Consider the following 19,665-nt stretch of genomic DNA (forward strand, 5'->3'; position numbering starts at 1 on the left):
AATACAAACTAATGAAATTTTTAGTCTAAAAGTTACTGAATTAAAAAACAAAATTTTGACAAAAGGATAAAATACAATATGAAATTTGTGAATAAATGTGAAAAAGAAAATATAATTTTTCACATTTCAAATAGCTGTATTTCGATGTTTAAAAGTACTTTTCACTTTTTAACATCACCTACTAAAACAAAAAAATTAAATTTAAAAATAGAAGGAAGTTTTTAATGAAGGTTTTAATAAACAAAAATATGCTTGAAAGCATAGTAACAAATACAAATCCATATCTTGAAAAAAGAGATCTTAGTGCTATAACTTCTCACATTTATATCTCAGCAAAAGATGGTGTTTTAAACATAAAAGCAACTGATCATGAAATAGGTTTAGCATACAAGCTAAGTAATGTAAAAATCGTTGATGAAGGTTACGCAACTGCAAATGGCAAAAAACTACTTGACATTATAAAAAGTCTAAAAGATGAAGAAGTAATGTTAGAAACTGTAAATAACTATCTTTACATAAAACAAAAAAACTCAAAATATAAACTTCCAATGTATAAATTTGAAGATTTTCCTGAATTTCCAACGATTGAAGGTAAATCAAAATTTGACGTTGACGCTGTCATGTTAGGAAGAAGTTTAAAGAAAATTTTACCAAGTATTGATAGTAATAACCCAAAATTTGAACTAAATGGTGCTTTCCTTGATATTAAACAAGACTTTATAAATATCGTTGGTACTGATACAAGAAGACTTAGTGTATTTAGATTTCAAACACCAACAGAAAAAGAATTTTCACTAATAATCCCTAAAAAAGCTATCAATGAAATACAAAAACTATTTTTTGACAAGATAGAAATTTACTATGATGAAAATATTTTAATAGCTCAAAGTCAAAATTTTGAATTTTTCACAAAACTTATAAATGGCAAATTTCCAGATTACGAGCGTGTAATACCAAAAGAGGTAAGAAAAAGACTTCAATTAAGTAGAGATAAGATGATAGAGGGTATAAAAACTATCTCAATGCTAAGTGATACAATGAAAATATCTTTTGCTAAAGATAATATAACATTTGAAAGTGTTATAGAAGATAATTCTGAAGCAAAAACTACGATAGATTATCAAACTGGTTTAGAGCTTGGAGATGAATTTTTCATAGGTATAAAAAATAGATATCTACTTGACTTTTTAAGTAGCATCGAGGATGAAAATTTTGAGCTTGGATTTAATGAAAGCTCACTAGCATTTGTTGTAAATTCAAAAGAATTAACAACAGTAATAATGCCGATAAATTTATAAGATAAGGCAAGATTATGGAAAATAATTACGGCGCAGAAAATATCAAAGTACTAAAAGGTCTTGAGGCGGTCAGGAAACGCCCGGGCATGTATATAGGCGATACTAACATAAGCGGTCTTCACCATATGATCTACGAAGTTGTTGATAACTCTATTGATGAGGCGATGGCAGGATACTGCGATACGATAGACGTTGAGCTTACACGAGAAGGCTCAGCGATCATTAGTGATAATGGCCGTGGTATCCCAGTGGATATGCACCCGACTGAGAAAATTTCAGCTGCGACTGTTGTTCTAACTGTGCTTCACGCTGGTGGTAAATTTGACAAGGACACTTATAAGGTCTCTGGCGGTCTTCACGGCGTTGGTGTATCTGTAGTAAATGCCCTTTCTAAAAAGTTAGTTGTAAATATCAAACGTGATGGTAAGCTTCATAGACAAGAATTTGCAAAAGGTATCCCACAAAGCGATCTTGAAGTCATAAAAACTACAAACCGCACAGGCACTCAAGTCGAGTTTTGGCCAGATGATAGCATATTTGAAGTTACTGAATTTGATGATGAAATTTTAGTAAAAAGATTTCGCGAGCTAGCATATTTAAACCCAAAGATAACTATAAATTTTAAAGATCAAAGAAATGGCAGAAGCGAGAGCTTTCATTTTGAGGGCGGACTTGAGAGCTTTGTAACTGATATGAACAAGGCAAATGCTGTTAGCAAAGCAGTATCATTTAGCGGTGGTGAAGATGACGTTATGGTTGATTTTGCCTTGCTTTACAACGACACTTACAGTGAAAATTTACTAAGCTTTGTAAATAATATCAAAACTCCAGATGGCGGTACGCACGAAGCTGGATTTAGAGCGGGCCTTACAAGAGTTATCACAAACTACGTTCAAGCAAACGCTGCTGCACGTGAAAAAGATACAAAGATAACTGGCGAAGATATCCGCGAGGGATTAATCGCAGTTGTAAGTGTAAAGGTGCCAGAGCCGCAGTTTGAGGGACAAACAAAGGGCAAACTAGGCTCAAGCTACGTAAAACCTATCGTTCAAAAGATGGTTTTTGACGTGCTTACAAAGTATTTTGAAGAAAATCCTATCGAAGCAAGAGCGATAATGGATAAAGCTCTAATGGCAGCTCGTGGTCGCGAGGCCGCTAAAAAAGCTAGGGATCTAACTCGCAAAAAAGAGAGCATGAGCGTAGGTACGCTCCCTGGCAAACTAGCTGATTGCCAGAGCAAAGATCCAGTAATTAGCGAGCTATACCTAGTGGAGGGCGACTCTGCGGGCGGTTCAGCAAAGCAGGGGCGTGATAGAGTTTTTCAAGCGATATTGCCGCTTAAGGGTAAAATTCTAAACGTTGAAAAGGCAAGACTAGATAAAATTTTAAAATCTGATGAGATAAAAAATATGATAACAGCGCTAGGTTGCGGCATTGGAGATGAATTTGACGCTGAAAAGCTTAGATATCATAAGATCATCATAATGACCGACGCCGACGTCGATGGTAGCCACATCCAAACGCTACTTTTAACCTTCTTCTTTAGATTTTTAAATAAAGTTGTAGAAAATGGCCACATCTACCTAGCTCAGCCGCCACTTTACCGCTATAAAAAAGGTAAGAAAGAAATTTATCTAAAAGATGAAAAGGCGTTAAACGAATTTCTTATCGAAACTGGTATCGAGGGCGTTGATATAGAGGGCATTGGTAGTGCTGATTTGATTGATTTCTTAAAGATCGTTGCAGCTTATAGAAGTGTCTTAAAAGAGCTTGAAAAACGCTTTAACGTCCTTTCAGCGATCCGCTATATGATAGAAAATCCAGACATCGTCTCAAAAAGCTACAATGAAATTTTTGAAATTTTAAGAGACTTCTTAAAAGCTGAGGGTCACAACATCCTAAACCACTACGTTAGTGAAGATGAGATTAGAATTTATGTACAAACTGAAAGCGGCCTAGAAGAGCTTGTGGTAAATGAAAATTTATTTACAAATCCACTTTACGAAGAGGCGCTTTACATCAGCCAAAAGATAAAAGAGCGCGGCCTAGACTTGCATAGTGACGTTATAGACGTGCTTGATGAAGTAGAGAAAAATGCGAAAAAAGGTGCATATATCCAGCGCTATAAAGGTCTTGGTGAGATGAACCCTGAACAGCTTTGGGAGACTACGATGAACCCTGAGAACAGAAGACTTTTAAAGATCGATATAAACGACGCTATAAGTGCTTCTGACACGTTTAATCTCTTTATGGGCGATGAGGTAGAGCCAAGAAGAAACTACATCCAAGACCACGCAAAAGACGTTAAACACTTAGATATTTAAAAGAAAAAGGATAAAAAATGAGCGAAGAGATGAAATATGGTGAGAAAATTTTGAAAGAATTTGACGTAGAGAGTGACCTTGAGGTCTGGGAAAATAAGCAAACAAGGGACTATCTCATAAAGATTACTCTGCCTGAGTTTTGCTGCCTTTGCCCTCGCTCTGGTTATCCTGACTTTGCGACTATATATCTTGAGTACATCCCAAACAAGCTAGTTGTCGAGCTAAAAGCGATAAAGCTTTATATAAATAGCTTTATGAACCGAAATATCAGTCACGAAGATAGTATAAATGAAATTTACTCTGTTTTAGAAAAAAAACTTGAGCCTAAATTTATGAAGATAGTTGGTGACTTTAATCCACGTGGAAATGTCCACACAGTTATCGAGATCAGCTCTGATCTAGTCGTAAAAAAGCCAGCTGAGGAGAAAGAATTTACTCCAAGAACTAAAGAGAGAAGCTTTAGTGACAAGCCACGCGAGAGACGTAGCACAAGTGATCGCGCTAGTAGCAGGGGCAGTAGAGATGATAAATTTAAAAAAGATGACAAACCAAGAAGAAGCTCAAACAAAGAGGGCTTTAGAAAGATAAGCTATGCCGATGATAAGAAGCCAAAAGTAGTCAAAAAGGATAAATAATGATAAGTGCTAAGCTTATAGAACATATCTTTAAAGCAGCATCTATATCACGTTGGAACGACTATCCAAAGATGACAAATTTAGTCGAGCTTGATAAGCAGGCTCATAAATTTATCATCGCTTATTTCATAGCAAAACAAGAACAAGACGCCGATATGAACTATATCATTGAGGCTGGAATTTTTGAGTTTTTAAGTAGGGTCGTAGTCACAGACATACGTCCAGACGTCTTTCACCACATCCAAAAGACAAAAAAAGAGCAGATAAATAGCTGGGTCTTAAGTAATCTTGATAGCCTTATTTCAGATATTGAAAATGGCGAGTTTTTAGAGAGATTTAAAAGTTATTTTAAAAGTGATAGAAAGCATGAAAAAGAACGCCTCATCCTAAAAGCAGCTAGCTATCTTGCTACTAGGTGGGAATTTTCTATCGTATATCAAACGAGCCAGTTTTTAAGCGATATCGACGAGCTTAAAGCTAAGGTTGAGGAGGAGATGGAGGACTATTACGAGTTAATTGGCGTTAGAAAGATCGCTATGAATCAAAAATTAGCCCGCCTTGTTGATCTAAGTGGCAGGCTAAGGTTTCAAAAGCGCTGGGCACAAACGCCTCGTATCCCTGAAACTGCGGTCTTAGGGCATATGCTAGTAGTTGCGATACTTAGCTATTTTTATGCACTAAAAGCAAAAGCTTGCAAAAAACGCCTAGAAAATAACTTCTTTTGCGCGCTATTTCACGACCTACCAGAGAGTCTTACAAGGGACATCATAAGCCCTGTAAAATACGGTGTAAAAGGGCTAAATGAAATCATCAGCGAGTATGAGATGAGGCTTATTGATGAGAGGATTTTGCCATTTGTGCCAGAAAAGATCAAAGATGAGTTTAGCTACATCCTTGGCATCAGAAAAGATGGTGAAAAATTTATAAAAGATGAGTTTGAAAATAGAACTTACGAGCGTAAAATCATCTGCCACGAAGGAACGATGGAGAACGTAAATGATGATAAATTTAACCCAATCGATGGCAAAGCACTAAAATACTGCGACAAGCTATCAGCCTACATAGAAGCTGGAATTTCTATAAGCTATGGCGTCAAGTCAAAAGAGCTAACTGACGGTTTTAATAATATGTATAAATTTTTTAGTGAAAAACCTAAGATCGACGGAGTGGATTTTTTAGAAATTTGCGATGATTTTAATGAGCATTTTGGTTTAGAAAGACCCCCTCTCAGATAACTGCGGCACACACTTAATACAAGTGCTCTGCTGTGTTCCCACCCTGAAGCGGTGCTCATAAAAAGCATTGCACAGGTCTAAGAAGGAGCTTCGCAATCATACAAAAACTATACTTAAATTTTGTTTTATAGTTACATTTTTAAAAATTTAGCTTTAAAAGTATATAATCAGCCCAAATTTCATAAAAAGTAGAGTAATGTCTGGAAAGTTTAAACTTCGTTTTTTATCAGCTTTTAGAGATTTTTTTATCTATCATCACAAATCTTTAGAGTTTCGTGCAAAAATTTTTGCCGCTATGATCTCTGCTAAATTTGACCCAGACGAAGATGATTTTTTTGTTTTAAATGACATTACAAATGAAATTTATGAAAATGACCAAACTAGAAAAGACTTTTTGATCCAAACTGTTAAAGAGTATGTAGCAAGAGTTAAAAGAAACGATAGGATCACACTTGATGCACTACTTTTAAGCATTGATAAAGACCTAAAAGATCACAAAAGATACTCCAAAAAGATAGATTTTTCTCACCTTCGTCGCTTGATGAGTGGTTGCGAGGAAGAAATTTTAGTTCAGCAAAGAGTTTATGAGTTTTTAATAAACGAAGTTAAACTCTATTCTTAAGATTATCATTCATTTTAAATTTTTAATCATCAACTAGCATAAAAATTATTTCTTCATCTGAATAGCAGTTTGGATCATCTCATCACTTGTTGTGATACTTTTTGCACTAGCCTCATAAGCCTTTTGCGTGACTATAACCTCACTTAGCGCTTGACCAAGATCGACATTACTCATTTCAAGTTTATTTGCAAGGATTTGTGAGCCATAAATAGTCTCACCAGCTTTATTTTTATAAAAAAATGCCTCACCTGAATTTGGAGTTGCTTCATAGAGATTATCGCCCACTTTTGATACGCCTTGCTCATTTTGGAAGTGAAATAGAGCTATTTTTGCAACTATAAATGAGCGAGAATTGTCAAAATTTGCCATGATATTTCCACGATCATCGACGCTATATTTTGAGAGATTTCCTTCGGCGTAGCCATCTGCTTTTATGACAAAGTCTTTTTTTGAATTAGCCGAGCTTGTTATGCCATTATAGACATTTGCATCTCCATCGCCAAGAAAATTTAAAGCCACGTTTCCAACGCTTGTTAATGTATTTGTAACAAGCCTGCCGCTACCATCAAAAGTAAGTGTTCCCATAGCTGTATTTTGTACAACACCATTAGCATCAGTTATCGTAGCTGTGGCATTCCAGATAGTTTGATTGCCACCTTGAGGAATTTGCTTTGTAAAATTTATAGTTACTAAGCTCTTTGTGCCATCGCTGTTATATATCTCTGAGCTTAGTTTTTCTTTATTAGCTACTTCAACTAGTGATGTAACTTCGGCTTTTACATCTAAGCTAGCAAAATTCATAAATTTTAGGCTTTTATTGTTTATATGCCAGCTGCCATCGCTCTCTAGTGTGGTTGAAAACTCACTAAATTTACCATCACCGTCTTTTACTTTTACTACCACGCTGTCACCTGCTTTTGCACCAAAGTTCGTCTGACTTAGTGGGATTTGTCCATTTAGCGAGATAGTTTTGTTTGTATTATCGAGTGTATAATTAAAATTTGCCGCATCAATGGCTGTTGTTTGCTTATCTGTTATAAGGCTTGAGTCTAGGTTGCCTTTTAAATTTATATTTTTTGTTTGCTTGGCTGGCATATATAAAAAATGAGGTAAATTTATACCTTTTTGTGAGCCAGTATCGCCTAGTTTTAGATCTTCTTCTTTTGCAGTAAATGCCTGCGTGGTACCTTTTGTTTGACCATATTTTCTAAGAGCATTAGCACTTGGGGTGACTGGAGTAAAACTTGTTAACGTACCAAGAAGCAAGTTGCCTTTATTATCTACTAAATTCCCAGCCCCATCTATATCGAAGCTACCTGTTCTTGTGTAGTAGTTTCTACCATTTTTATCAACGACACCAAAAAAGCCTTTACCGCCTATGGCTAGGTCAAAGTTATTATCAGTATTTTGAAAACTACCATTTGTCATCTTTAAAGCTGTCGTTTGTTTCGTAGCTCCAAGACCTACTTGATTGTTAGTTGGACCACTTCCAGCAGAAGCCATATGTTGATTGATTAAATTTTTAAACTCAGGGATTGAAGCTTTAAAACCTACGTTGTTGATATTTGAAATATTATTTGCCCAAACATCCATGCCAAAGCTTTGTGTTTTAATGCCACTAATTCCGTTGTAAAAACCTCTCATCATGGCTTTTATCCTTCGTAAAATTCAGATATTTTATCCATTGGGACATATTCACCTGCGATTTTTATCATGGCTTTACCATCTACAAATTTTACTGCTTCAACCGGATAGCTACCTACTTGAGTCTTGTATGAATTACCATCTTTTCCGGTGTAATTAACAGAGACTGTATATGCACCGTTTGGTAATTGTTTTCCAGAATCATCTTTACCATCCCAAGATATCCTGCGAACTCCTGATTTTAGATCTTTTATATCGATTGAACGAACGACTTCTCCATTTGCATTTTTAATTTCAAGCTTACCATTTGCAAGATCTGATTTAAAATAAAGTGCAAAATTTACAGTTTTTTGCTCATCTGTTAGTAAAACTGAGTTTGAACCAGTTGAGACCATTTTGCCAAGGGCTGAGATAGCGTAGGCATTTGCATTTGATTTTAACTGATTTACAAGCTCTTTCATAGCTGAGTTTGTATTTTGTTGCATCTCTAGTGAAGCTAGCTGGCTAGTTTGTGTGAGCATCTTTTCAGTATCCATAGGACTTGTTGGGTCTTGGTACTGAAGCTCTGTTAAAAGTAGCTTCATAAATGCATCTTTATCTAGCTGCGCATTTGGGTTAGTTCCTGTGCCAGCTGCTGCATCTTGCTTTGCTTTTGCCTTTTTCTCGGCGTTTTTTTGTTGTGTTGTTTGTGTAGTTATATCTGAAACTGAAGCCATGATCTCTCCTAAATATATCTTGGTATTACTAGCTCAAGCAAGCTTTGTTCCGCTTGAGTGTTTTCGCTCTCATCGCTTTGATTTGAGCTATATTTGTTTTTTGCTTGTTCTCTTTTGTCTTGTCTTTGGTTTTGATCTGAGAAATTCATCTCAAGCTCGGTAAACCCCATATTTACAAGGCTGTTTTTAAACTCGGCTTGATTTTGCAAAAAGAGATTCATTGTAGCCGTGGTTGAGTTAAAATTTACATGTAAGTTATTGCCGCGATTTACCATCGTGATCTCAACTTCGCCTAAATTTAGTGGATTAAGCGTTATGTTAAAACGAGTGATCGGAGCTTTGTAATTTTGCACCTGCTCTTTTAGTGTAGAAGAGAAGTTACTAAGCGTCTCTTTTATCTCAGCCTTTGTTTGAAGCTGGTGTTTGGCGCTACTAGCGATATCTTTTACCATTTGATTTAGTTCTGATTTATTATCGCTGTTAAATGTCTCCTCGCTTGGCTCAGGCTCGCTCATCTGCTCTCTTTCTGGGAAGAGTAGCGACTCAAGAGTTGGAGCTTTTTGTGCCTTTTGCTCGTGTAGATTTACCTTTACTTTTGGCTCTTTTGGTTGCTCCTCTGGCTCAACATCCACTATCTCATCATCAAGCTTTACTTCACTATCTAGCTTTTTAGGCTCTTCTTTTACTAAATTTTTAGTTTCATTAGTTGGATTTGCCACTACCTCTTTTAACAAAGTATCAAGCTTTACGACCTCTTTTGGCTCGTTTTTTATGATGGTTTGCTCGACCTCATTTTTTAGCTCTTTTAGGTAAAAAGGCTTCTCTTCGGTCTTTATCGGTGTGAAAAATTCTTTCTTGCCTAAATTTTTAAACATCTCGTTTAGTTTTGGTACATCTTCGTTTGAAATTTCTATATTTTCAAGGCCAAGGTCAAATTTCTTAGCAAGGTCGATAAGATCACTAACGCTTTTAACATTGCTAAGCTCTTCGACGTTTTGGGGCACACTTAAGAAATTTGCTATTTTGTCGCTGAAATTTGGAAATTTACTTACCTTTTCATTGCCATTTAGTATCTCTAAAACTTGCAAAAGCTGCATGAAATTTGCATTTTCATAAAGCTCGTTTTTTGTGTTTTCGTCCAAATTTTCTTCAAGTGCAGTTGAAATTTTTGCCGCACTTTCGCTTTGTGCTTTTTGCAGTGTCTCTTTTTGAGTAGTAACTGTTTTTACTATCTCTTTGACATCTTTTTCAGTGATTTTTTGGCCGCTATTTGCCTTACTCGCAGCTGCATCTAAAACCATCGATAAAAATTCGCCGTTATTTTGAGATTTTTTAGAAACAGAGGGCTTTTTACCTCCAGTAGGAGCCAGCAAATCTACGTTATTTTTCGCTGTATAAGCTTGCATTTAAACCTTTCAAATTTTTAAACTTAATGCCAAACATGCAAAATCTATTCCAAAAATTAATTTCTTGATATCAGCTTAAAATTTATAAAAATTTGGCTATAATCTGCCCCTATTTTAAAACTGACAAACGAAAAATAGCAAACTAATAAACGGAGAAAAATTTGGAAAAGATACGAAATATAGCCGTTATCGCACACGTCGACCACGGTAAAACAACAATGGTTGATGAGCTTTTGAAACAGTCAGGAACATTTAACGAGCATCAAAACCTTGGCGAGCGTGTAATGGATAGCAACGACATCGAAAGAGAACGTGGCATCACGATTCTTTCTAAAAATACCGCCATTCGCTACAAAGATACAAAGATCAACATCATTGACACCCCAGGCCACGCTGACTTTGGTGGTGAGGTTGAGCGCGTGTTAAAGATGGTTGATGGCGTTTTGCTACTTGTCGATGCGCAAGAAGGCGTTATGCCACAGACTAAATTTGTCGTTAAAAAGGCGCTCTCACTAGGACTTCGCCCAATCGTTGTTGTAAATAAGATAGATAAGCCAGCAGGCGATCCAGACCGTGTTATAAATGAAATTTTTGATCTTTTTGTTGCACTTGACGCAAACGACGAGCAGTTAGAATTTCCAGTCGTTTATGCCGCTGCTAAAAATGGTTACGCAAAGCTAAAACTAAGCGATGAAAACAAAGATATGCAGCCACTTTTTGAGACTATCCTGGCTCACGTACCAGCTCCAAGTGGTAGCGATGAAAACCCGCTTCAGCTTCAAGTATTTACTCTTGATTATGATAACTACGTCGGCAAGATCGGCATCGCGAGAATTTTTAACGGCAAGATATCTAAAAATCAAAATGTTATGCTTGCAAAGGCTGATGGCACAAAGACAACTGGTAGAATTTCAAAGTTAATTGGCTTTATGGGTCTTGAAAGAACCGATATTAACGAAGCTGGTACTGGCGACATCGTAGCGATCGCTGGCTTTGATGCGCTTGATGTTGGCGATAGCGTCGTTGATCCAAATAATCCTCATCCGCTTGATCCTCTCCACATCGAAGAGCCAACACTTAGCGTTGTATTTTCTGTAAATGACGGCCCACTTGCAGGCACTGAAGGTAAACACGTCACATCAAATAAGATTGATGAGCGCCTTGCAAATGAGATGAAGACAAATATCGCGATGAAGTACGAAAATATTGGCGAGGGCAAATTTAAAGTAAGTGGCCGTGGTGAGCTTCAAATTACTATTTTGGCTGAAAATATGCGCCGCGAAGGGTATGAATTTTTACTTGGCAGACCTGAGGTCATCGTAAAAGAGATAAACGGCGTAAAATGCGAGCCATACGAGCTTTTAGTGATCGACGCACCTGATGATACGACAGGCACAGTCATAGAAAAACTTGGCAAAAGAAAAGCGGAAATGGTCTCTATGAACCCAACAGGCGATGGCCAAACAAGGATCGAGTTTGAGATACCAGCGCGTGGGCTTATCGGCTTTAGAAGTCAGTTTTTGACTGATACAAAAGGCGAGGGCGTTATGAACCACAGCTTTTTGGAGTTTAGACCACTTAGCGGTACCGTCGAGCATAGAACAAATGGTGCTCTAGTTTCGATGGAAAACGGCGTAACGCTTGCTTATTCGCTATTTAACTTGCAAGATCGTGGTGTGCTTTTCCTTGATCCGCAAGCAAAAGTCTATGTGGGTATGATCATCGGCGAGCACAGCCGTCCAAACGACCTTGACGTAAATCCTATCAAGGGTAAAAACCTAACAAACGTGCGTGCTAGCGGTAGTGACGATGCGATCAAGCTTGTGCCACCTAGAAAGCTAAGCCTTGAGCGTGCACTAGAGTGGATAGAGGATGATGAGCTAGTTGAGGTTACACCTATAAATATCCGTGTTCGCAAGCGCTATTTAGATCCGACAGAGCGCAAAAGAAAAGCAAAACTCTAATCAAATTTTATAAATTTAGCCCCTTTGTAAAGGGGCTAATAATTAAACTCTAAAAACAGCAAATTAAATATTTAAATAAATTTCTCATACTTTTTTTGCATTATTTATTTAAGTTGGCTTTGTTCAAGACGAAATAGAGCCATTCTCTCTCATTTAAAATTTATCAATCTTAAAACCATTTATACTTTAAAATACCATACTTACTTTTCTATTTTTGCTTTTAATGTAATCAATACAAAAATGCTTAGTTTATGCTAGAATCTGCGAAATTTTAAAGGAAACCGATGAAAAAAACTAAAATTTATCTTCGCTCTCGCCGCAGCGTTTATTTTTAGCGGCTGCTACGAGACTACGCTACTTACTCGCGTGCCGATCTCCGCGCTTGTTTCGGACAAAGGCTCGGACGTTAAATCCACGATCGTACTAACGGATATAACGCCGCAGACGCACGAAACGAAGAAGGTAACGGACAACGTGCGGGTTTTCGTCCCGGACGCTAAATTTAAGGACTTCCCGACCGGAGAAACCGCCTATGAGATGAGCGTTAGCGTCGGCAAGGGCGAAAAGGGCGGCAAAAACTCGGATAAGCGCGCCGTGCGGATATATCTAAGCCAAGACGGCGACGTCTACGGCAAGCTTAGCAAAAACGTGCTCGAGCAGTACGCGGGCGCGGCGAAGCAGAAAATGGAGCCGACGCTAAAAGCGGTGATCAAATTTGAAAACGATACGAACGGCTTTTATGAGCTGGTCGTGGGCAACGAATTTAAGGCTAGCGACGAGGCGCAGACGGGCGGCGTTTATACCTTGGCACCGGGGCAGGTCACGGGGGCTATCTGGGCGGATAGCACGGCGATAAATGCGGCGATCGCGGGCAAAGCGGTCAAAATCGGCACTCTAAAAAAGCGGCGAAATGAAAAGCGTAAAAATCGGCTTCATCGGCGGCGGAAATATGGGCGGCGCGATGATAGAGGCGCTTTGGCGAGCGCAACCCGACGGGGCAAGCTTTGCCGAAGACGATCAAAAATTTGACGGCGGTAGCGAGGCATACGGGGCGGAAAATTTAGCGCAAACGGATGAAAAAGCAAGCCTGCATGAATGCGAAAAAGAGGCAAAATTTGAAATCCTAGCCTGCGCCAGAAGCAAAAACGGAGCCTTACGGCAGAGATTTAGCGTAAAAATAGCCGCGAGCGAAACGGATCTAGCGCGCGAATCGGACGCGGTCGTGCTAGCTACTAAGCCCGCTAGCTACGAGGCTATCTTGCGCCTGATCGCGCCCGAGCTTGCGGGCAAAATTTTGCTTCTTTTGGCGCCTGGTTTCGACATAAAACGCGCTAGGCAAATCGTAGGCGAGGGCGTTTATATCGCTCGCGCGATGCCAAATATCGCGGCTTGCATCGGCGCATCGGCCACGGCTCTTTGCTTTGACGCGGGATTTAGCGAGCCCAAGAAAGAGACCGTGCGCGAGATAATCGCTAAAATCGGTAAAATTTACGAGATAGACGAGGCCTGGTTTGCCGCATTTACAGGCATCGCGGGAAGCCTGCCCGCGTATGCGTGCGCCTTTATCGAGGCTGCGGCTGATGCCGGCGTGCGGGGCGGACTGCCTAGGCAGCTTTGCTACGACACTGTCTGTGCGGCGATAGAGGGGACGGCGCGTCTGATCCAAAGCGGTAAGCACCCGGCCGCGCTAAAAGACGAGGTCTGCTCGCCGGCGGGAACCACGATCGAAGGACTTGCCGCGCTTGAAAACGGCGGATTTCGCGGAGCTTTGATGCAGGCTATCGCCGCTTGCATCGCCAAAGCGAGGGGTTAGGTAAATTTAAAGGATAAAAATGAAAAATTTATTATTTGCGCTATTTGCGGCGATAAATTTATTCGCTAGCGAGCCCGGCCTTTCGCCATTGCTAGCCGCAGATACGCTAGAAAAGCTCAAAAAATGCAAAAATCCCGACCTAAACGCTACCAAAGAGTGCGTGCAAGCGGGCATGGTGGCCGCTAACTTAAAGCAAGACTACGGCGCGGCGGAGGGGCTATTTAGTCTAGCCTGCGCCAAAGGAGACGGCGAGGGCTGCTTTTATCTGGGCGAACTTTATAAAAATAATCTAGTAAAAGCCGCGGATAAGAGCGAGCGCGAGACTAAGATTAGCGCGTATTACAAGGCTAGCTGCGTCCTTTACGAGTATTTGCCCGGTTGCTTGGCGCTAGCTAATTTTATCCAAGAAGAGCTGGGCGACGAGGTGCAGTCGTTTGCGATAAACAATACCCTATGCAACAAAAAATACGCTCCCGGATGCTACAACGTGGGCTGGATGATAGAGCGAACGGGAGGCGATATAGGCGAGATGATGGAGTATTACGAGCGCTCGTGTAAGCTAGGCTACGTAGGCGGCTGCGCGAGAGCGGCGTGGCTGTATGAGGGAAATTTCAACGAAAACAGATACGAGCAAGTAAAAAAAGACGCGAAAAAGGCAAAGCAAATGCGAAAAAAGGCGTGCGAGCTAGGCGATAAGCAAAGCTGCTAGATTGATAGTAAGGCATTTTGATAAAAATTTTAAAACGATAAAATGCTAGAAAGTCTTAGCATAGCCAGCAATGTAGAGTAGTAGTTTTTAGCATATTTTTAAATTCTGTAAGAAGTTTACTAATTTATATTTTTAAGTTTATAAAAACTTTGCCATACTTTTTTATAGTAGTTAGTGAAGTAAAGTTAAATTTTTACTTCACTAGACTCAAAAGTAAAATTTTTACAGAGCTTGTGTTTGCTTATACTTTTAATCATTAAGACAATCAATAAAACTCATTGATAAATTTTCTTCTAAATCTTATTTTTAACAAAAGCAAATATTAATTTTCTTAAATAAAGCTAAATATAACAATGTAATTTTAAGCCATTAGGCTATAAGATTTTTTTAAATTTTATTTTTAAGGATTGCAACATGAAAATGCTATTTTTAGCCCCTGCCTTAGCATGTAGTCTTGCTTTTAGTGCCGATGTCATCGCAAAAGATGCCAATATAACGCTAGATGGCAAGATGATCGGAAAGATCGAGGTTTTAACGCCAGTTGAGGTTATAGAAAAAGGTGAAAAGACGAGCAAGATAAAGGTTAATGGTGTAGTTTCAACGAACTATTTAGCCCAGCTTCAAAGAAGCATAGAAGATCCGGAAGTTTTTATTGCTTTTAATGATGAAAGTGGGACAAATTTTAAAAAAGTAAAAGATATTGAAGATGAGTATGGCGAAGTATGGTACCAAGCAGAGGGCGTTTACGAAGTGCCAAATGACGCACTTGGTGGCGATACAAAAAAGCTTTACGTAAAAGCACAACAAATTTACGAAGAGACTTGTTCCGCATGTCATAGGCTTCATGAGCCAAATAGCTTTACAGCGGCTCAGTGGCCAGCAAATTTAGCTGGAATGGTCGATGCAAAATTTGTAGCACTAGACGAAACTGACCTAAATTTAGTGCTCAAATACTTACAACACAATGCCAAAAAAGTAAAATAAATTTTTCATAAGGGAGAAAATATGAAAAGACGAGATTTCATAAAATTTTCTGCGCTTGCAGCCACTGCGGCACAAGCGAACAGGATTGAAGGTGTGACAAAAACCATTTTTGACCAAAAGAAAACTTTTGGAGCAAATAGATTTGGTCTATTTTGGGCAAATACCAACTCAAATCAAATCGTCTCTGTTGATCCATTTGAGGGCGATAAATTCCCAAATACAATGAATAACAGCTTGCCAGACCTCATCCAAAATGAAAGTCGCGTACTCTATCCATACGTAAGAAAAAGCTACTTAAAGGCAAAAGGCGCGGCAAAAAGTGAGCTTCGTGGCAAGGAAGAATTTGTGCGTGTTAGCTGGGATACGGCACTTGACCTTGCTGCAAAAGCCTTAAAAGAAAATTTTGACAAATATGGCCCTGAGAGCATCTACGGCGAATGCTATTGGTGGGGCGGTAGCGGTAAGATCAGCTGGGGTAGGACTGTTGGCCACAGGATGCTTAAGGTTTTAGGCGGATACGTTGAAGAGAGCGGCGACTACTCAACAGGCGCTGGTCTTGTCATCATGCCTCATGTCCTTGGAAATAGTGCAGTCTATGACGCTCCTACAAAATGGGAAGCTATGGTTAAAAATGCTAAGAATATCGTATTTTGGGGTACTGACCCGCTTGTAACTGGTCAAATTTCATGGCAGCCACCAACACATGATGGTTATCTTGGCATTAAAAAGATAAAAGATGCTGGCATTAAAACATATAGTGTTTGCGTCTTTAAAAATGACACCACAAGATACCTTGACTCTGAAACTATCATCGTTCGTCCAAACACTGACGTAGCAATGATGCTTGGTATGTGCCACTATCTTTATGAAAACAATCTTTACGACGAGGAATTTATAAAAAAATACACAGTTGGTTTTAATAAATTTAAAGATTATTTGCTTGGTACGACCGACAAAGTGGTAAAAGATATAAACTGGGCTAGTAAAATTTGTGGTGTAAAAGCCGAAGATATCGCTAAATTTGCAACAGCGCTTGCAAAAGAGCCAAGCACTATCATTGCTGGCAGATCACTTCAAAGACAAGACCATGGCGAAATGAGCTTTTGGGGTATCGTAACTCTTAGTGCAATGCTTGGCCACATCGGTAAAGAAGGTCTTGGATTTGAGTTTAACCTCTACTACGGAAACGGTAGCACTGATAAGATAGCACCTGCTCTAAAAGGTATCAGTACTAGGATAAGCGAGAAATATGAAAATGTAGATGGTGCTCCATGGAAGAAATTTAAAAACGTAACCATCCCATCTTCAAGATCAATCGAAGCTTTGCAAAATCCTGGCAAAGAGATAGACTATGATGGCTCTAAGATCAAACTTCCACATATGAGAGTAGCTTATATGGCCTCTGGTTCGATGTTTACAAGGCATCAGGACGTAAATAACGCCGTAAAAGCATGGCGTAAATTTGATACTGTAATAACTGCTGAGCCATTTTGGACAAGCACAGCTAAACTAAGCGACATCGTCTTACCGGTGGCACTTGAGGTAGAGAGAAATGACATCAACCAAAGTGTCCCATCAAGCGAATACATCGTGGCTTATAAGCCAGTAGTTGAGCCAATGGGAGAAAGCAGAAGCGACTACTGGATATGCTCACAAATTTGCAAACGCTGGGGCAGAGAAGAGGTCTTTACTGAGGGTAAAGATGAGCTTGGCTGGGCGAAAGAATTTTACGCAGATGCGGTGGAACAAGCTAAGGCACTAGATCTTAAAATGCCAAACTTTGATGAGTTTTGGAAAGAGGGATATGTCAAATTTGACAAAGACAATGAAGAGACAAAATACTACACAAGACTTAGTGCATTTAGAGAAAACCCACACAAAAATCGCCTTGGCACGCCATCAGGCAAGATAGAGATATACTCTCCAACTATTGCTAAATTTGGCTACAAAGACTTTGCCCCACACTTTGCTTGGATCGAGCCGTTTGAGTGGCTTGGTAGTGAAAAAGCTAAGAAATATCCATTTAGCATCACAACCCCACACTCAAGATACCGCTTGCACTCTCAGCTAAATAACTCAATAATCAGAAACTATGCTGAAGTGAGCGCAAGAGAGCCTATGTTAATAAATACAAACGACGCTAAGAAAAAAGGCATCGCAACTGGCGATGTAGTGAGAGTCTTTAACGATAGAGGTGAAATTTTAGTAGGAGCGCTTGTCACCGACATCATCCCAGAGCGTGTCATCGCTATTTGTGAAGGTGCATGGTATGATCCTGAAGTGCTTGGCGAAAGAAGCCTTTGCAAGCATGGCTGCATCAATGTCCTAACACGCGACAAAGGCACATCTAGTATCGCTCAAAGCAACTGCGGACATACGATACTAGCGGATCTTGAAAAATATAAAGGCGAGATCAAACCAATAACTGCATTTTCTAAACCAAAAATTTTACAATCTTTGTAGAATTTATATAAATTTAGCCCTCGCATGGGGGCTAAATTATTTTTAGGTCATTTATATCTTCAAATTTGATCCTAGTTTTTACAACCATAAGAGTTTTGTTTTTGAAATTTACATCGGAGATTAGCCCTCTAGCACTTGCATAGGTATAGCAGTCATAGTAGCTCACGTATACTTCATCAGCTGGTCTTAGCTTGCTTATTTTTTTTAAAATTTCATCCACCATGCTTTCATCAAGTTCAAGCTTTTCACATTTTTCTCGCTCTCTTGACCGCAGGGCTCGCTCTAAGGTTGAGAGAGGATTAAACGAGCTAAAAATTTTTGCTCTATCTTTACTCGCCACTTTTGTGCCCTCCGATTTTTTTATTTCGGTCTTGCCCAGTGGCTTCTGGTAGTAGATCGATAGCTCTTAAAACCGAGTTTTTACCAAATTTTTCTTTTATGAGATTTAGGGATTTTAAAATCGCCTTTTCTTTAGCGCCATCATCAAAAAGACTTTGATGAGCTAGGCTTTCTTTTACTACGTCGTTTGCACTGATGCCAATTTGCCTAATCAGCCCAACATTTTTTATCTTGTTTAAAAGTAGCTCCTCAGCCGCGCTCATCAGTACGCTTGAGACATTTGTTGGTGTCTTAAACCGAATGCTTGCACGCTGGTGTGGCTCAAGCTTGTCGGCAAATTTTATATTTATCGTTATTCCACTCGCCATTACATCTTTGTTGATCATCCTAAGCGCTAGCCTATCAGCCATCTCTTTTAGTACGACTACCGCCTCACAACGTTCGTAGTCTCTTGGTAAAATTTCAGAGCTAAAGTAGGATTTTGTGCTTGGTTTATATGCTTTTATATCAGCTATTGTCGTTGGCTCTATGCCATTTGCGTGATCTATCGTTATATAGGCATCAACTCCAAAAAATTTCTCAAGTAAGCTTCGCGGAGCATTTGCTATATCTTTCATACAAAAAATTCCATGTTTTTCCAGCTTTAGCCTAGTTTGCTTACCGATACGCCAAAAGTCGTCTAGCGGTTGATGCGTCCAAAGACGTTCTTTGTAAAGTTGCTCGTCTAAAAATGCAATCCCATCATCACTGTGCTTAGCTAGGATATCAAGGGCGATTTTTGCAAGGTATAAATTTGTGCCCATGCCACAGGTGGCCGTAACGCCAGTAGTTTTTAAAATTTCATCCATTATCTTTTTGGCTATGGATTTTGCATCGGTATTATAAAATTTAACATAAGAAGTAAGATCGATAAAGGCCTCATCGATAGAATAGACATAGATATCATCTTTTGAGACATATTTTAGGTATATCTCATAAATTTTAGCCGCATAGTCGATGTAAAACTGCATTCTAGGCGGCGCAATGATAAAATTTATAGCCTTTGGTATTTCAAAAAGCCTGCATCTATTTTTCACACCTTTGGCTCTAAGAGCTGGGCTAACGGCTAGGCAAACACTTCCGTTGCCGCGACTATCGTCAGCTACGACTAGATCGGCTTTAAACGGATCAAGCCCTCGCTCCACACACTCAACTGAGGCGTAAAAGGACTTTAGATCAATGACGGCATAAAATTTTTGTGCTTCGTTTTTCATGGAGTGATTATAGATGAAAATTAGTAAAAGTTCGTTTTTGAAAAATTGATCTTAAGGCTAAAATTTCTAATAAAAATTTTTTAGAAACAAAATAAGTAAAATGGATAAATTTTACTAGTGGAGCCAGAGCAAATGCAACGCATAAAAGAGTTAATATAATTAGCCCTTCTATTGAAAAAAAGTAGACAATCAAGTGTTTATATTGGTTTAACAGATAGAAGTGATATAAATTCTAGCAAAGTAAAAATAAAAATGGCGAG

At 39.0% G+C, this 19,665-nt stretch carries 16 protein-coding genes and 1 other RNA gene; 11 read left to right on the plus strand and 6 right to left on the minus strand.

The genetic code is table 11. The annotated features are described in order from the left end of the window. The first annotated feature begins 224 nt into the window (after nucleotides 1-224). Genes dnaN through CVS92_RS05110 form a run of 4 tightly spaced genes read left to right on the plus strand, consistent with a single transcriptional unit; the run spans nucleotide 225 to nucleotide 5,492 of the window. A complete protein-coding gene (dnaN, locus tag CVS92_RS05095) occupies nucleotides 225-1,298 on the plus strand; it encodes a DNA polymerase III subunit beta (protein ID WP_107788727.1) in 1,074 nt (357 codons plus the stop codon). 14 nt (nucleotides 1,299-1,312) lie between these two features. Continuing rightward, complete coding sequence (gene gyrB, locus CVS92_RS05100) at nucleotides 1,313-3,622, plus strand: DNA topoisomerase (ATP-hydrolyzing) subunit B (protein ID WP_103647912.1); 2,310 nt, start codon at nucleotides 1,313-1,315, stop codon at nucleotides 3,620-3,622. A gap of 17 nt (nucleotides 3,623-3,639) precedes the next feature. After that, nucleotides 3,640-4,257, plus strand: coding sequence for a preQ(1) synthase (queF, locus tag CVS92_RS05105; RefSeq protein ID WP_234398702.1), 618 nt, complete (start codon nucleotides 3,640-3,642; stop codon nucleotides 4,255-4,257). Continuing rightward, nucleotides 4,257-5,492, plus strand: a complete 1,236-nt coding sequence (locus CVS92_RS05110) for an HD domain-containing protein (RefSeq protein ID WP_107788728.1) — start codon at nucleotides 4,257-4,259, stop codon at nucleotides 5,490-5,492. The genes queF and CVS92_RS05110 overlap by 1 nt, the downstream gene beginning before the upstream one ends. Here the strand turns inward: CVS92_RS05110 and ffs are convergent. Further along, an RNA gene (gene ffs, locus CVS92_RS05115) (signal recognition particle sRNA small type) lies at nucleotides 5,479-5,576 on the minus strand. The two genes, CVS92_RS05110 and ffs, sit on opposite strands and share 14 nt — an antisense overlap. Nucleotides 5,577-5,688: 112 nt before the next feature. On the opposite strand from ffs, the gene CVS92_RS05120 reads away from it, so the two are divergent. Next, nucleotides 5,689-6,114, plus strand: coding sequence for a hypothetical protein (locus CVS92_RS05120; RefSeq protein ID WP_087578100.1), 426 nt, complete (start codon nucleotides 5,689-5,691; stop codon nucleotides 6,112-6,114). 45 nt (nucleotides 6,115-6,159) lie between these two features. Here CVS92_RS05120 and CVS92_RS05125 read toward each other — a convergent pair whose 3' ends face one another. The 3 genes from CVS92_RS05125 to CVS92_RS05135 are packed head-to-tail and all read right to left on the minus strand — an operon-like array spanning nucleotide 6,160 to nucleotide 9,880. Further along, nucleotides 6,160-7,758, minus strand: coding sequence for a flagellar hook protein FlgE (locus tag CVS92_RS05125; RefSeq protein WP_107710254.1), 1,599 nt, complete (start codon nucleotides 7,756-7,758; stop codon nucleotides 6,160-6,162). Nucleotides 7,759-7,766: 8 nt separating this feature from the next. Continuing rightward, a complete protein-coding gene (locus CVS92_RS05130) occupies nucleotides 7,767-8,474 on the minus strand; it encodes a flagellar basal body rod modification protein (RefSeq protein WP_021090228.1) in 708 nt (235 codons plus the stop codon). Between the two features lie 8 nt (nucleotides 8,475-8,482). After that, complete coding sequence (locus CVS92_RS05135; protein ID WP_107788729.1) at nucleotides 8,483-9,880, minus strand: flagellar hook-length control protein FliK; 1,398 nt, start codon at nucleotides 9,878-9,880, stop codon at nucleotides 8,483-8,485. A gap of 161 nt (nucleotides 9,881-10,041) precedes the next feature. Between CVS92_RS05135 and typA the strand changes: the two genes are divergently transcribed. The 6 genes from typA to CVS92_RS05165 all read left to right on the plus strand — a co-directional run bounded on the left by typA (nucleotide 10,042) and on the right by CVS92_RS05165 (nucleotide 17,813). Then, nucleotides 10,042-11,844, plus strand: coding sequence for a translational GTPase TypA (gene typA / locus CVS92_RS05140; protein ID WP_072595308.1), 1,803 nt, complete (start codon nucleotides 10,042-10,044; stop codon nucleotides 11,842-11,844). A 366-nt stretch (nucleotides 11,845-12,210) separates the two neighbouring features. Continuing rightward, a complete protein-coding gene (locus CVS92_RS05145; protein WP_234398703.1) occupies nucleotides 12,211-12,873 on the plus strand; it encodes a hypothetical protein in 663 nt (220 codons plus the stop codon). Further along, on the plus strand, nucleotides 12,755-13,657 hold the full coding sequence (gene proC / locus CVS92_RS05150; protein WP_107788730.1) for a pyrroline-5-carboxylate reductase: 903 nt from the start codon (nucleotides 12,755-12,757) through the stop codon (nucleotides 13,655-13,657). Before CVS92_RS05145 ends, proC begins: the two co-directional genes overlap by 119 nt. Nucleotides 13,658-13,676: 19 nt before the next feature. After that, on the plus strand, nucleotides 13,677-14,366 hold the full coding sequence (locus CVS92_RS05155) for a tetratricopeptide repeat protein (RefSeq protein WP_107788731.1): 690 nt from the start codon (nucleotides 13,677-13,679) through the stop codon (nucleotides 14,364-14,366). A gap of 414 nt (nucleotides 14,367-14,780) precedes the next feature. Next, complete coding sequence (locus CVS92_RS05160) at nucleotides 14,781-15,350, plus strand: hypothetical protein (protein WP_107788732.1); 570 nt, start codon at nucleotides 14,781-14,783, stop codon at nucleotides 15,348-15,350. A gap of 21 nt (nucleotides 15,351-15,371) precedes the next feature. Then, the gene (locus tag CVS92_RS05165) at nucleotides 15,372-17,813 is read left to right on the plus strand and encodes a molybdopterin-dependent oxidoreductase (RefSeq protein ID WP_107788733.1); all 2,442 of its coding nucleotides are present in this window, start codon (nucleotides 15,372-15,374) and stop codon (nucleotides 17,811-17,813) included. 31 nt (nucleotides 17,814-17,844) lie between these two features. Here the strand turns inward: CVS92_RS05165 and CVS92_RS05170 are convergent, their stop codons facing one another. Further along, entirely contained in the window at nucleotides 17,845-18,153 is a 309-nt protein-coding gene (locus CVS92_RS05170; protein ID WP_234398704.1) for a YolD-like family protein, read from the minus strand. Next, complete coding sequence (locus CVS92_RS05175; RefSeq protein ID WP_107788734.1) at nucleotides 18,143-19,405, minus strand: DNA repair protein; 1,263 nt, start codon at nucleotides 19,403-19,405, stop codon at nucleotides 18,143-18,145. The genes CVS92_RS05170 and CVS92_RS05175 overlap by 11 nt, the downstream gene beginning before the upstream one ends. Nucleotides 19,406-19,665 lie beyond the last annotated feature (260 nt).

It is taken from the genome of Campylobacter concisus (assembly GCF_003048555.1).
Classification (GTDB): Bacteria; Campylobacterota; Campylobacteria; order Campylobacterales; family Campylobacteraceae; genus Campylobacter_A; species Campylobacter_A concisus_AO.